General features: G+C 72.9%; 13 protein-coding genes. 5 read left to right on the plus strand and 8 right to left on the minus strand.

The window, feature by feature from the left end:
- Positions 1-14: 14 nt before the first annotated feature.
- The 3 genes from LQ222_RS14420 to LQ222_RS14430 are packed head-to-tail and all read right to left on the minus strand — an operon-like array spanning position 15 to position 2283.
- Positions 15-899 (minus strand): DMT family transporter, encoded by an 885-nt coding sequence (locus LQ222_RS14420; RefSeq protein ID WP_230167436.1) that lies wholly within the window; start codon positions 897-899, stop codon positions 15-17.
- A complete protein-coding gene (locus LQ222_RS14425; protein WP_230167438.1) occupies positions 899-1498 on the minus strand; it encodes a hypothetical protein in 600 nt (199 codons plus the stop codon). The genes LQ222_RS14420 and LQ222_RS14425 overlap by 1 nt, the downstream gene beginning before the upstream one ends.
- Positions 1495-2283, minus strand: a complete 789-nt coding sequence (locus LQ222_RS14430; RefSeq protein WP_230167440.1) for an aldolase — start codon at positions 2281-2283, stop codon at positions 1495-1497. The genes LQ222_RS14425 and LQ222_RS14430 overlap by 4 nt, the downstream gene beginning before the upstream one ends.
- 120 nt (positions 2284-2403) lie before the next feature.
- Here LQ222_RS14430 and LQ222_RS14435 point away from each other — a divergent pair, with 120 nt between their 5' ends.
- From LQ222_RS14435 to LQ222_RS14450, 4 genes are all read left to right on the plus strand, one after another.
- Positions 2404-3504, plus strand: coding sequence for a GSCFA domain-containing protein (locus LQ222_RS14435; RefSeq protein WP_230167442.1), 1101 nt, complete (start codon positions 2404-2406; stop codon positions 3502-3504).
- Positions 3504-4403, plus strand: coding sequence for a WcbI family polysaccharide biosynthesis putative acetyltransferase (locus tag LQ222_RS14440; protein ID WP_230167444.1), 900 nt, complete (start codon positions 3504-3506; stop codon positions 4401-4403). Before LQ222_RS14435 ends, LQ222_RS14440 begins: the two co-directional genes overlap by 1 nt.
- A gap of 47 nt (positions 4404-4450) precedes the next feature.
- A complete protein-coding gene (locus LQ222_RS14445; protein ID WP_230167446.1) occupies positions 4451-5212 on the plus strand; it encodes a substrate-binding domain-containing protein in 762 nt (253 codons plus the stop codon).
- Between the two features lie 69 nt (positions 5213-5281).
- Positions 5282-6502, plus strand: a complete 1221-nt coding sequence (locus LQ222_RS14450; RefSeq protein WP_230167448.1) for an ABC transporter substrate-binding protein — start codon at positions 5282-5284, stop codon at positions 6500-6502.
- 102 nt (positions 6503-6604) lie between these two features.
- Here LQ222_RS14450 and LQ222_RS14455 read toward each other — a convergent pair whose 3' ends face one another.
- The 5 genes from LQ222_RS14455 to LQ222_RS14475 all read right to left on the minus strand — a co-directional run bounded on the left by LQ222_RS14455 (position 6605) and on the right by LQ222_RS14475 (position 12576).
- Positions 6605-8461, minus strand: a complete 1857-nt coding sequence (locus LQ222_RS14455) for an SPFH domain-containing protein (RefSeq protein WP_230167450.1) — start codon at positions 8459-8461, stop codon at positions 6605-6607.
- Positions 8462-8634: 173 nt separating this feature from the next.
- Positions 8635-9330 (minus strand): endonuclease V, encoded by a 696-nt coding sequence (locus LQ222_RS14460; protein ID WP_230167452.1) that lies wholly within the window; start codon positions 9328-9330, stop codon positions 8635-8637.
- A 20-nt stretch (positions 9331-9350) separates the two neighbouring features.
- Positions 9351-10613 carry a hypothetical protein gene (locus LQ222_RS14465; RefSeq protein ID WP_230167454.1) on the minus strand — a complete coding sequence of 421 codons (1263 nt, stop codon included), beginning with the start codon at positions 10611-10613 and terminating at the stop codon, positions 9351-9353.
- Positions 10613-11560: a metal ABC transporter solute-binding protein, Zn/Mn family gene (locus LQ222_RS14470; RefSeq protein WP_230167455.1), complete on the minus strand. Its 948-nt coding sequence runs from the start codon at positions 11558-11560 to the stop codon at positions 10613-10615. The genes LQ222_RS14465 and LQ222_RS14470 overlap by 1 nt, the downstream gene beginning before the upstream one ends.
- 425 nt (positions 11561-11985) lie before the next feature.
- Positions 11986-12576 carry a hypothetical protein gene (locus LQ222_RS14475; RefSeq protein ID WP_230167457.1) on the minus strand — a complete coding sequence of 197 codons (591 nt, stop codon included), beginning with the start codon at positions 12574-12576 and terminating at the stop codon, positions 11986-11988.
- A gap of 349 nt (positions 12577-12925) precedes the next feature.
- Here LQ222_RS14475 and pip point away from each other — a divergent pair, with 349 nt between their 5' ends.
- The gene (pip, locus tag LQ222_RS14480; protein WP_230167459.1) at positions 12926-13873 is read left to right on the plus strand and encodes a prolyl aminopeptidase; all 948 of its coding nucleotides are present in this window, start codon (positions 12926-12928) and stop codon (positions 13871-13873) included.
- The last annotated feature ends 3 nt before the right edge of the window (positions 13874-13876 follow it).

A 13876-nucleotide genomic window follows, 5' to 3' on the forward strand; every position in this document is an offset into this window, starting at 1 on the left:
CTGCCAGCGCACTTCTACCCGCGCGCTGCCAGCGCGACGCCCGCCAGCGTCAGCCCCAGCGCCACCGCCTGCCGCCAGCCGAAAGGCTCGCCCAGCACCAGCGCCGCGCCCGCCACGCCCACCATCGGCGTCAGCAGCGTGCCGAGCGAGGCCAGCGATGCCGGCAACCGCTGCAGCGCCGCGAACCACGACAGGTAGCAAAGCCCGAGCGCAAACACCCCGCCATAGGCCAGCAGCAGCCAGCCCTGCACCGACAGCGCGCCGAAGCCCGGCCGGTCCAGCAGCAGCGCCAGCAGCGCCAGCGGCGCGATGCCGATGCCGATCTGCCAGACCACGCCGGCGGTCGGCGGCAGCCCGAGCGGCCAGCGCTTCGTCAGCACGGTGCCCAGCGAGAACAGCACCGCCGAACCGAGCCCCAGCGCCACGCCAGGCAGCTTGTCCAGCCCGACCGCGACGCCCTGGCCCAGCACCAGCAGCAGCAGGCCCGACATCGCCATCGCCAGCCCGGCCAGACGCGCCGGGCGCGGCCTCTCGCCCAGCACCGCCCAGGCCATGAGCACGGCCCAGACCGGCATGGTGTAGCAGACGATCGTCGCCTCCGCCGCCGACAGCCAGAGCAGCGAGAACGACGCAAGCCCCATCCAGGCCGTGACATTCAGCAGCGACACCACGCCCAGCAGCGGCCAGGTCGCGCGCGGCACCGCCAGGCGTTCGCGCCGCGCCAGCGCGACCGCCAGCAGCACCAGGAAGCCAAGCGCGCCGCCGGCCGCGCGCGTGGACAGCACCGGCAATTCCGCCAGCAGCAGCTTCATCGCCGGCCAATTGAGGCCCCAGCCGATCGTGGTCGCGACCAGCAGCGCCAGCCCGGTCGCATCGGGCCGCGGCGCGGGGCCTGCCATCAGAAGCGGAAGCGCGCGCCGACGCTCAGGAAATCCGCCCCGTTGGTCGAACCGTTGATGAGCCCGAAGGCGCCGGAGCGGTGATGCAGGCGGAACAGCACCTCGAGCTGCGGCAGCGACGGCGCGGCCAGGGTCAGTTCCAGCGCGAAGTAGTTCAGCCAATTCGCCGACCGCCCATCCTTGCTGACCTCGGAGGGCGACAGGTCGGCCACGTAGGACGGCCCGATCGGGTACACCGCGAAGGTGGTGCGCAGATGCCGGTTCCAGGGGAATTCGGTCCAGCGCAACGCCAGCGCGGCATAGGCCTCGAAGCTCTCATTGTCGCCGAAGCGCCGGCCGACGCCGCCCTCCACCTCGATGTCGAGGTGACGGAAGATCGTCGTCAGGCGCCGATTGTACGACAGCGACACCAGGTAGATGTTCTCGGTGCGCGTGTCCCAGGGCGTCGCGACGATGTCGGTGAAGACATCGGACGAATAGATGCCGGCGAAGATCGCGACGCCGTTGTCGCGGCGCTCCGGCGGCGGCGGCGCGTCCTGCGCCGCGGCCGGCAGCGCCGCGGCCATGGTGCCGGCAATGAGAAGGGCGCGCTGGATCAATGCATGAACTCCGGTTCCTCGCGGGTCAGGATGCGCTTGACACTCTCGAGGTGCAGCCGCGCGCTCTCGCGGTCGCCCTCGCGCATCTGCGCGTAGGTGCGCGCCGCGAGCTCCGCCGGCACGGGCTTCAGCGTGCGCCCGGTCGCCATCGCCAGGCGCTGCACCTCGGCCGCGCGCTCGAGGTAGTACAGGTCGTCCCAGGCCTCGGCGACCGACCCGCCGACCACCATCACGCCATGGTTCTTCATGAAGACGATGTCGGCATCGCCGATGCTGGCGGCGATGCGGTCGCCCTCGGTCTCGTCGAGCGCCAGGCCGCCATACTCCTCGTCGACCAGCGTGCGGCCGTAGAATTTCAGCGCCGTCTGGCCCGCCCATACCAGCGGCGGTCCCTCCAGCATCGCGAGTGCCGTCGCATTCGGCATGTGCGTGTGGAAGGCCGCCTTGGCGCGCGGCTTGTTCAGGTGCAGGCGCGCATGGATGTAGAACGCGGTGGCTTCCGGCACGCCATCGCCGGCGATCACGTTGCCGTGGAAGTCGCAGACCAGCAGGCGCGACGCCGTGATCTCGCTGAACCCCCAGCCATAGGGGTTGACCAGGAACAGGTCGTCGCGCCCCGGCACCACGAAGGACAGGTGGTTGCAGATGCCCTCGTGCATCCCGAGCCGCGCCGCCATGCGGAAGCACGCGGCAAGGTCGACGCGCGCCTGGCGCACGGCGTCGGCGTCGAGCTCGGCGTTGCGCAGGATGGCAGGCGCGGCGGGCGCGCCGAGGGCATGGGCCATGGGTGGGGTCTCCGCGGATCGGCTGCAACGTCGCGCATGGGCGCGCACAGGGCAATCCGTCCCGTTGCACCGCCCCGGGGGAGCCTGTATCGCAGCCGTGCCGGCGTGGAGGCAGCGGGCATGTTCGAGACCAACCCCTATCGCGACCGGCCGGACCATGCGTTCTGGCGCCAGGGCGTCGCGGCACCCGGCGATGGCGGGGTCGATCCGGTCACCGCCCTGCCCTTCCGCATCGCGCCGGGCGACCGCGTCGCCACCGCCGGCAGCTGCTTCGCGCAGCACCTCGCGCGCAGCCTGGCGGGCCTGGGCATTCCACCGCTGGTCACGGAACGCTTCGCGCCCGCCGCCGGCCTGCGCGACGAAGGCTTCGGCATCTTCCCCGCGCGCTTCGGCAACATCTACACGACCACGCAGCTGCTCCAGCTGTTCGAACGCGCCTATGGCCTGCGCCGGCCCCGCCTGCGCGCCTGGGAAGTGCCGGGCGGCGGGCTGGTCGACCCGTGCCGCCCGCGCGTGCAGGCCGCCGGATTTCCGGATCTCGATGCGCTCGATGCCGACCGCGCGCGCCACCTGGCGGCCGTGCGCCGCATGTTCGAGACCTGCGACGTCTTCGTCTTCACGCTGGGCCTCACGGAAGGCTGGGTCGCGGCGGAGGACGGCACGGCGGTGCCGCTGCATCCGGGCGTGCTCGGCATCGCCACGCCGCCCGGCGCCTGGCGCTTCGACAATGCCGGCTTCGTCGCCTGCCATGCCGCGCTGGCGGCCTTCGCCGCCGGCTTGCGCAGTGTGAATCCGCATGTGCGGATCATGCTGACCGTCTCCCCCGTGCCGATGGTCGCGACCTTCGAGGACCGCCATGTCCTCGTCTCGACCACCGCGAGCAAGGCGATCCTGCGCGCCGTCGCCGACCAGGCCTGCCGCGACGATCCGGGCATCGCCTATTTCCCGTCCTACGAGGTCATCACCGGCCCGCAGGCCGGCGGGCGCTTCTTCGCGGAGAACCGTCGCGACGTGACCGCCGAGGGCGTCGCCGCCGTGATGGCGCTGTTCGCGCGCCACGCCATCAGCGGCGCGCCCGCACCCGCGCCCGCGCCCGCCGCGCCGGCACCGGCGGCGCCCGCCGCGCTGCCGGTCAGCGCCGAGGATGCCGCGGCCCATGCTGCGCTCGCGGCCGTGACCTGCGACGAGGACGCGATCGTCGTGGCCGGCGAGCACGGCTGATGCGGATCGTCGTGCTGGGCAATTGCCAGGCGCATGGCGTCGCACACGGCCTGGCGCACCTGCTGCCGGAGGCGCGCATCGATGTCGCGCAGCTCGATGGCAGCCCGCGATCGCCCAGGGCCACGGCCGCGGCGACGCTGGTCGAGGGCTGCGACGCGGTCTTCACGCAGCCCTACGCCGCGGCGTGGGGAAAGCTGGCGACGGAGGCGCTGGCCGCGCCCGGCCGGCGCGTGGCGCGGATCCCGCGCATCCTGTTCCGCGGCTACCAGCCGGATCTCGCCTACCTGCTGCACGACAATCGCCCGCTGCCCTCGCCGGTCGGCGACTATCATTCGTCGATCATCGCCGCGTCCTTCTCGCTGGGCCTGCCCGAGGCCGAGGTGCCGACGCTGTTCAACCGGCTGGTCTATGCGCGGCTCGGCCACCTCGATGCCTTCGGCAAGGCGCGCACGCTGCTGATGGACCAGTTGGCCCCGTTCGGGCCGCGCTTCGCGGCGCTGTTCGAAGCCTGGCACGCCCGCGGGCCCTTCATGCACACGACCAACCATCCGCGCGTCTTCGTGCTGGCCGATGTCGCGCGCGCCGCGGCGATCGACGCGGGGCTGCTGCCGGAGGATGCGCCGCCGGTGACGCCGGCCTACGACCACCTGGCGAATAACACGATCTGGCCGGTCTATCCCGAGCTTGCCGGCGCGCTCGGCGTGCCGGGCGGGATGGTGTTCAAGCGTGCGGCGACGCGCGATGCAGGCCCCGCCGGATCGCTGCATCTGGGCCTCGCGGCGTTCATCCGCGAGAGCTACGCACGCTACGCCAGGCTGCCGGAGCCGGCCTTCCGCACCGACGCCGTCGGCGAGGCGCGCGGCACGCTTGCCGGCTTCCTCGGGCTTGGCGCAGGCTGAGGCGCAAGGCCGCGCCACGGCGCGCGGATCTCCCCGGGGAGGCTGCCATGCTGGTCCGTCGCGCATTGATCCTGGGCCTCGCCGCCCCGTGGCCGGTTCGCGCGCAGGGCGCGGCGCCGCTGCGCGTGCTGGGCACCGGCGCGGTCGCGGCCGCGACGCGCGACCTCGCGCCCGGCTTCACCGCATCCAGCGGGCGCGCCGTCGCCATCGCCACCGCCAATGCCGGCGTCGCGGCGCGGCGGCTGCGCGAGGGCGAGGCCGCCGACCTGATGCTCAACAGCGCCGGCCAGGTCGCGCGGCTCACCGCCGACGGGCTGCTCGACGCCAGCACGACCCGCGAACTGGGCCGCATGCTGATCGGCGTGGCGGTGCGGGAGGGCGCGCCGATGCCCGATATCTCCAGCGAGGCCGCGCTGCGCGCCGCGATCCTGGCCGCACCGATGATCGCGCATTCCGACCCCGCCACGGGCGCCACCGCCGGCACCCACGCCGCGCGGCTGATGGAACGCCTGGGCATCGCCGGTGAGATGCGCGCGCGCACCCTGGTCTTCCCCGGTGGCGGCGCGGCGGTTCAGTCGGTGGCCGAGGGCCGCGCCGCGCTGGCGCTGACGCAGGTCAGCGAGATCATCGCGGTGCCCGGCGCGCGCCTGGTCGGCCCGCTGCCCGACAGCGTGCAGCTGGTGACGCCCTATCTCGGTGCCGTCACCGCCCGCGCGGCGGATCGCGATGGCGCCCTCGGCCTGCTCGCGTGGCTGACCGGGGCCGAAGGCCAGGCGCGCTTCCGCGCGGCGGGCTTCGCGGTGGGCTGACCCCCCCTGGTCGCCGGCGCTGCCCATGCCATGATGCCGGCCAAGAAGCATCATCCGGAGGAAGCCACCATGAACCGCAGGCACCTGCTCGGCGCGGCCGCCGCATTGCCGCTCATTGCCATCCGCCCGAGCGAGGGCCGCGCGCAATCCGCCATCTCGGACGGCGTGGTGAAGATCGGCGTGCTGGACGACATGTCGGGCGTCTTCGCCGACCAGCAGGGCATGGGGGATGTGGTCTCCGCGCGCCTCGCCATCGAGGATTTCGGCGGCCGGGTGAACGGCATGCCGATCGAACTGGTGCATGGCGACCTGCAGAACCGCGCCGATGTGGGCCTGGCGATCGCGCGGCGCTGGTACGACCAGGAGCGCGTCGACGCCATCTTCGGCCTGGGCAATTCCGCGGTCGCGCTGGCGGTGCAGAACCTGGCGCGGGAGAAGCAGAAGATCGACGTGGTGATCGCCGCGGGCACCACTGACCTGACCGGGCCGGGCTGCTCGCCCTATGGCGTGCACTGGACCTACGACAACTACGCGCTGTCGCGCGGCACGGTCGGGGCGGTCATGGCCGGCGGCGGGCGGCGCTGGTACTTCATCACCTCGGACTACGCCTTCGGCCATTCGCTGGAAGCCAATGCCACCGCCGCGCTGCGCGGGCTGGGCGGCACCGTGGTGGGCAGTTCGCGCGCGCCGCTGGGCGAGACGGATTATTCCTCCCACCTGGTGCGCGCCGCGGGGTCGGGTGCCAACGTGGTCGGCATCGCCGCGGCAGGCACCGACTTCATCAACATCGTGAAGCAGATGGGCGAATTCGGCCTGGCGCGGCGCGGCATCCAGCCGGCGGCATTGTTGTGCCTGCTGACCAACGTCAAGGCGATCGGCCTGGAGACCGCGCAGGGCATGGTCTTCATCGAGGCCTACTACTGGGACCAGACCGACGCCACGCGGGCCTATGCCGCGCGCTTCGCCCGCATCCATGGCCGCCCGCCCACCATGTTCCAGGCCAGCATGTGGGGTGCCGTGACGCACTACCTGAAGGCGATCCAGGCCGCCGGCACCGATGCCGCCGCGCCGGTCATGGCGAAGATGCGCGAGACGCCGATCAACGACTTCATGACCACCAACGGCAGCCTTCGCATCGATGGCCGCGTCATCCGCGACATGTACCTGATGAAGGCGAAGCAGCCCTCGCAGGCGCGCGGCGAATGGGACCTGCTGGAGGTGGCGCAGACCATCCCCGGGCAGGACGCCTTCCGCCCGCTGGCGGAAGGTGGCTGCCCGCTGGTGCGGTAGCCTCGTTCGCGCGCGCGGCACCGGCGCGCAGCGCCACACGGCCACCCATCCACGGCACTGTCGTCGGGTGGCCGGGTGCGCGCCGGTGCCGACGCCGAAGGCTCAGCGCAGCGGCGGCGGGCGCGTGGCCGGCAGCTCCGCCGGCGGCGGCCCCCGCAGCATGGCGGCGATGCCCTCCAGCCCGGTGCCGCCGCCGGTCACCAGGGTCTGCGGCACCAGCCGCGGCGCCAGCTGGATGAGCTCCGGCTTCTCGCGCAGCGTCGCCAGGATCTGCTGCAGCGCCTGCAGCAACAGGGCGTTGGACGGGCCCAGCACATTCGCCTGCGCCTCCTGCCCGCGCGCCAGGGCCTCGAGGTAGCGGCGCTCGGCCTCGCCGAGGTTCTGGCGTTCCGCCATGGTGCGTTCGGAGACCTGCACGGCGATCTGCGCGCGCACGAGTTCGCGCTGCTGGTCGGCGGTGGCGCGCGCCTGTTCCGTCTTGACGCGTTCCTCCTGCGCGATGGTTTCCTGCTGGTAGGCCTGGCGCAGCTGCTGGGCCAGCTGTTCGCGCCGGCGCGCGACCAGCAGTTCCGGCGGGATGACGCTCTCGCCGAAGCGCAGCTGGTTCACCTCCAGGCCGGCCTTCAGCGCCTCCTCGCGCACCAGGCGCTCGATCGTGGTCTCGATGGCGTCGCGCTGGTCCACCAGGTCCAGCACGCGGGTCGCGCGGCGCTGGCCACCGACCACGATCTCCGAGCCCACCACGTTGCGCACCACCGACCGGATCATCGGCGTGACGACGCGGTCCTCGATCTCGCCAAGGCCGCCCACGGACGCCACGACGAAGGGCGCATTCGCCGGCGTGACCTGCACCAGCACCCGCAATTCCTGCGGCACGTCCCAGCCCTCGACACGCACCATCACGGCGCGGTCGGCGGCCTCGCGCGGGACAGGCACATTCTGCGTGGTGCCGCTCTGCTGGATCTCGCCGCGCTGGTCGACCGTGAGGTTGATGCGCCGTTCGTCGTAGCCGCCGCGGTATTCCCAGGTCTGCAGGCGCACATCGACCAGCGTGACCGCGTAGGCGTCGCGGTTCATGTAGTAGGCGCCGGGGAACAGCGGGTCGCGCCACACGCCGCGGCAGCCGTTGGGCACCAGCGCGACGGTCAGCGCCTCGGCCTGGGCGGGGGCGCGTTCCTCGCGGCAGTCGCGGCCGCGTTCGGTCACGTTGGACTTCACCACGCCGACATGGCCGGCCGGCACCTCGATGACCGAGGTGATCTCGGTCTGCGGGCGGTCGTGGCGCGCGGTACGCAGCCCGGCGCGGTCGTAGGTCACGGTGCGGTCGGGCAGGCGCACCTCGACACGGTACAGGTACAGGTTGAGCGGGTAGCGGCCGGGCTTCAGGATCGTGGTCTGTGCGCCGCGCTGGCCGCGCGGGCCGGCGCCGGCGCGCTCCTCACCCAGGAAGAAGGTGGCGTCGAGCATTCGCGCGGCCTCGGCCTCGGTCCAGCTGTCGGCCATCACCTGGTCGGTCGGCATGGGCGCGCCGTCGGCGGCCTGGATGCGGCCATAGGTGCCGTTCGGAATCTCGACCATCGGCAGGAAGTCGATGTCGTGGGTCAGGCGGATCAGCGGGCGAAAGGACACGCCGGGCGGCAGCACCTGCGCCTGGAAGCCATTTTCGCCCCCCGTCGCGATGACGCGGCCGGCCGGCATCGACCGGCCGCCGTAGATCTTGCGCAGGTGGCCCACTTCGTCGGCGCCGACCTGCACGATGGAGGCCCAGGCGAACAGGCAGACCACGCCCGCGCCGGCCAGCGCGCCGCTGGTCACCAGCGTGCTGCGCGCGGTGATGGAGCCCTCCGGTCCCGGCAGCGCGGGCGGGCTGCCGCGGCGCTGCATCCAGATGCGCAGCGGCACCGCGGCCGCGAGCAGCAGGGCCGCGGCGCCGGCAACGAGGAACAGGAAGGACAACATCGCTTCGCCCCTGGGCTTAGAGCAGATCCCGATCAGATGGAATCATCTGATCGGGTAAAGATGCTTGCAAAAACAATGACCTAGAGGCGTTGTAGTGAGCCGTGGCGAACGGAAACGGCTCCAGGTCGGGCCGGAGGATACGGGACCCGGCCGGTCCCCGCGATCCCCCCAGGTCACACCGGAAGCCGGTTCGACCGGCGCAGCGCATTCGCCGCGTCATGGGCCGCGCGGACCGGCACGGGCAGCCGCCGCCCGTCGCAGGCATCGCGCACGATCGCGACCGCCGTGTCCAGCGACACGCGATGCCCCACCGAGACGAAGACCGGCCGCGCGCCGCGGCGCGTGCGCAGCGCCATCCCGATGGCTGCGCCCTTCCACAGGATGGGCGCGGCGTCCCCCGCCGCGGCCCCGGGGTCGGCCTGCCCGACCAGCAGCGACTTCGCGACGCCGATGGTGGGCACGTCCAGCACCAGCCCCAGGTGGCAGGCGAGCCCCAGCCCGCGCGGATGCGCCAGCCCCTGCCCATCCACCATCAGCAGGTCCGGCCTGGGGTCGAGCCGCGCCCATGCCGCCACCAGCGCGGGCACCTCGCGGAAGCCGAGATAGCCCGGCACATAGGGGAAGTCCGCGATGCGGCTTTCGCCGGACCGGGCGATCACGCCCCGCGCCGCATCCAGCGCGACGATGGCGGCATGGACGCGCCGGTGGGGATCGAAGCGCGTATTCGACACGTCTGCGCCGCCGAGGCGCCACGGGGGCGCCGGCAGCGCATCGCGCGCCACGATGCGTGCGGCCATCTCCGACTGCGCGCCACGCGCTTCGGCGATGTCGCGCGGGTGCAGCCAGTGCGTCGGGATCTCCGGCCTCATGGGCCGGAGCCTGCCACAGGTCAGAGCCCGCCGGTGTAGCGCAGCCGCGCCAGCACGGAATGCGACGTGCCGCGCCCGCCGGTCTCCTCATCGGCGTAGCGCGCATACTGGTAGCCGACATCGAGGCTGAAGCCCGAGCCGAGTTCGCGCCCGATCGACCCTTCGAACCAGTTCTGCACCGGCACGGGATCGAGGCTGCGCTTCTGGCGCAGCTGCTGCCACGCCACCGTGCCGCGCCAGCGGCCGATGCGGTGCTGGAGGCCGAGCGTGGTGAAGGTCAGCCGCTCGCTCACGGTGGTCTCGGCGGTGCCGGCGATCTCCTCGCCGGTGTCGGGGTCGGTCGAGAGGGTCTCGATCTCGGCGCGCGGGCGGCCGCCGGCGTTGCGGAACTGCACGCCCTCGGCGAACAGCAGCGTGGACTGCCGGGCATTCCAGCGGTGTTCGTAGCGGATGCCCGCCGCATAGCCCCATTCGCGGGCGGTGCCGTCCGAGCCCGGCGCCATCGAGATGACCGCCAGGTGGTAGGAGAAGCCCGGCAGGACCGGGATCCGGTCGCCATCCAGCGCGATGGCGCCGTTGTTGAAGGTGCCGTTGTTGCCCGGCCCGCCCTGCGCGACGGTGTTGCGGTTGTAGCGTTCGTAGCGTTCGGAACAGCAGCGCCGCGGCGTCAGGTAGGTCCCGGTCAACAGGCTGCGGTCGAGCGTGAAGACCGCCGCCGAGACGTCGTGCTGGCCGAAGCGCGGGTCGTCCAGCCAGGTCCAGGTGCCGGCCGCGCCGACCGACTGGTCGACCAGGTACACCTCATGCGCGCGAACGCTGGCGAGGATGCCGGGGAAATCGTGGTAGCCGCGGCCGAAGGGCGCCACCAGGATGCCGCCCTGCAGCGTCAGCGTCTCGTCCGGCTTCCATTGGGCGTAGAGCTGTTCGAAGAACAGCGCCTGGCGGCGGAAGCCGATGACGCCGTCCTGCGGGAAGCCGCCGGTGGAATCGCCTTCGCCGATGGGTTCGGTGGCGAGCACGCCCTGGATCGAGAACGTCTCGGTCAAGGACAGGCCCATCGCCACCTCGCCGAACAGGAAGACGCTCGCGCCACGGCGCGCCGGATCGGAGGCGCGGGTGGTGCCGACGCCGATCATGCTCATGTCGATCTCGGCGTTGAATTGAGGGAAGCGGACGGCCGTCTCCTGCGCCGCGGCCGGCAGCGCGAGGCCGAACAGCGCCGCCGCCAGGCCCAGGCCCGCCAAGCAGCGCGCGGCCATGTCCGGCCCGTCGGCCCAGCGCATCACGCCGCCCCCCGCATCGCCGGCACAAGCAAACCGAGATTGTGGCGGAACATCGCCTCGTAGTCGGGCGCCGGGCCGGCGGGCCCCGACAGCGCGTCGGCATAGAGGCGGCCGCCGAGCGTGACGCGCGCCTCGGCCGCGATGCGCCGCAGCGTCGCGGGGTTCGCCATGTTCTCCATGAACACCGCCGTGATGCGCTGGTCGCGGATCTGGCGGATCAGCCGTGCGACCTCCGCGGCGGAGGGCTCGGCTTCGGTCGAGACACCCTGGGGGGCGAGGAATTCGATGCCATAGGCGGCCCCGAGATAGCCGAAGGCATCATGGCTGGTGACCACGCGGCGGCGCGCTTCCGGCACGGTGGCGACCTGGTCGCGCACCCAGGTGTCGAGCGTGGCGAGGCGGGCGGCGAAGGCCTCGGCATTGCGCCGGTAGGTGGGCTCGCCGGCGGGGTCGGCGGCGACCAGGGCGGCGGCGATGGCGCGCAGGTAGTCCTGGCCCAGCCGCAGGTCCTGCCAGGCATGCGGGTCGGGCACGGTGCGCGGACCGACGCTGTGCGACTGCCGCCGCCCGGCGCCGCCATGGTCATGGCCATGGGCGTGCGCCGCCATGGCGCGCGGCGTGATGCCCTGCGTCGCCGTCGCGACCGGGCCGCGGAAGCCGGCGGCCCGCACCAGCCGGTCCATCCAGCCATCGAAGCCGAGTCCATTGCGGATCACCAGCCGCGCATCGCGCAGCGCCGCGACATCCGACGGGCGCGGCTGGAACCCGTGGGAATCCACGTCGGCGCCGGCGATGACGCGCAGCGTGATGCGATCGCCGCCGATGCGCGCCGTCATGTCGCCCAGGATCGAGAAGGAGGCCACGACAGGCAACGGGCCGGAGGCCTGGCCCAGGGCGCGGCCGGCCAGCAGGAGCCCGGGAAGGGCAAGCAACGAACGACGCGTCACGGCAAGGCCTCGATTTGTTATGTTATAACTTTACGGGCGCTGTCGCGGCTTCGCAACCCCCGGCGCGCCTGGCGGCGACGGGCGGCGCCTTGCTGCCGCTCCGGGCGCCGCTGCAACACCTCGCCGGCGCGCCGAGCCATCGCGCGGCGACCACGCGCGCCCGGCGGCGTGGCGGGCGGACAGACCGTTCGACAAGCCCGGCATCGGCGCTCCCCGCCAGCCGGCCACCCGTCGCGCCGCAGGCGCGCCATTTGCGCGACGACCGTCTCCCGGATGGATGGCCGGGTCGGGGACCGGGCCGGTGCCGGCCTTGTCGAACGGTCTGTCAGCGCGGAACCCGACGCCTTGCCAGTCATCGCATCAGGCGACTATGGCGGCGCACACCGCGCGCCGGAGCGGTGCAGCCCGGCGCGGGCGCGGTGGCGTCAGCGCCCGAGCAGCCGTCTCACCCAGGCGACGAAGCCGCCACCGGCGATGTCGCGGCGCTGATGCGTCACATGCGGCCGGCGCGCCGGCGGCGGCAGCGCACTAGCCACCGTATGGCGCCCGGCATCCTGCGCGGCGACCAGGCGGCGCTCCAGCGCGATCACCTGGCCCACCGCCTCGGGCGGCGAGAGCCGGGCGAGTTCGGCGGCGGTCGCCTCGGCATCCTCCCAGGCTTCCGCCCGGCGCAGCGCATCGACCACGCGCACCGTCTGCTCGGCGTCGAGCGGCGGGCCGGAGCGCCACAGCGCCACGGCCTCCTGCCGCCAGGCGCGGGCCAGATCGGCCTTCGCACCGTCATCGGCCACCCAGGCGGCCTGCAGCGTGGCCTCGGCGGCGGCGTGCAGCGCGCCGGTTTCCTCCAGCACATGGGCCCAGGCCAGGAAGCGGCGCGCCAGCGGCGGGTGGGAGGCATCGACGATCAGCGCGCGGAACGGCGCGGCCGAGACCGCCGCGGCGGCCGCCGGATGGGCCTTGGCGATCGACGGCGCGGCATAGCCGCAATGCGGGCATTGCTGCAGCCAGCGCGACATGGTGGAGCGCACCGGCTCGCCGGGCCGCAGGTCCAGATCCGGCGCCTGCTCGGGGGCTGGGGGGCGGAACGGCGGTTGCCGGCTCTCGCGCCCGCAGACGCCGCAGGCAACATGCCCGGCGGCGGCGGAACGCGACGATGTGGACGGCGTCTCTGCCATGACCTGCAACGCTAGCGCATTTTCCGGCCGAGCGGAATCGCTCGACGACCTGGAAAATGCGGCCGGACAGCCTGCCCTGCCCGCACCGACGCCGCGGTCGCGGCCGGACGGGACCCCGCACACCCCAGCCGTGCCGGAATCAGCCTGCGGACCATTGCGCAGCCGCGTCCGGTTGGGCACATGATCGGCCATGCCCCGTGGCGACCTGTTTCCCGATATCGCACCCTTCGAGACCGGCCTGCTGCCGCTGTCGGGCGGGCACGTCATGTACTGGGAGCAGGTCGGCAATCCGCGCGGTCAGCCGGTGCTGTTCCTGCACGGCGGTCCGGGTGCGGGTGCGGGCGCCGTGCATCGGCGCTTCTTCGACCCCGGCCATTGGCGCGTGGTGATCTTCGACCAGCGCGGTGCCGGGCGGTCGCGGCCGCTGGGCGAATTGCGCGACAACACGACGCCGCACCTGGTGCAGGACATCGAGACACTGCGCCGCTTCCTTGGCATCGAGCGCTGGCTGCTGTTCGGCGGGTCCTGGGGCTCCACCCTCGCCCTGGCCTATGCGCAGGAGCACCCGGAGCGTGTCAGTGGCTGCGTGCTGCGCGGCGTATTCCTGGGCCGCCAGGCCGAGGTCGAGTGGTTCCTGACCGGGCTGCGCCGGGTGTTCCCCGACGCCTGGGCGGCCTTCGCCGAGCACCTGCCGGCGGAGGAGCGCGGCGACCTGCTGGGCGCCTACCTGAAGCGGCTGTGCCATCCGGATCCGTCCGTGCACCTGCCGGCCGCGCGCGCCTGGAGCCAGTACGAGGGATCGTGCTCGACTTTGCTGCCCTCGCCCGAGACGGTGGCATCCTTCGCGCAGGACCGCACGGCGCTGGGGCTTGCGCGGATCGAGGCGCACTACTTCGCGCATGACCTGTTCCTGCCGGAGGAAGGGCTGCTCGGCCGCATCGGTCGCCTGGCCGGCATCCCGGCCGAGATCGTGCAGGGCCGCTACGACATGGTCTGCCCGCCCGAGACCGCCTTCGAGCTGGCCGCCGCCTGGCCGGGGGCGCGGCTCACCGTGGTGCCGGATGCCGGGCATTCGGCGCTGGAACCCGGGGTGCGGACGGCGCTGGTCGGTGCGGTGGAACGGTTCCGGCGGCGCTGAACG

The sequence above is a fragment of the Roseomonas sp. CECT 9278 genome (assembly GCF_918698155.1).
Classification (GTDB): Bacteria; Pseudomonadota; Alphaproteobacteria; order Acetobacterales; family Acetobacteraceae; genus Neoroseomonas.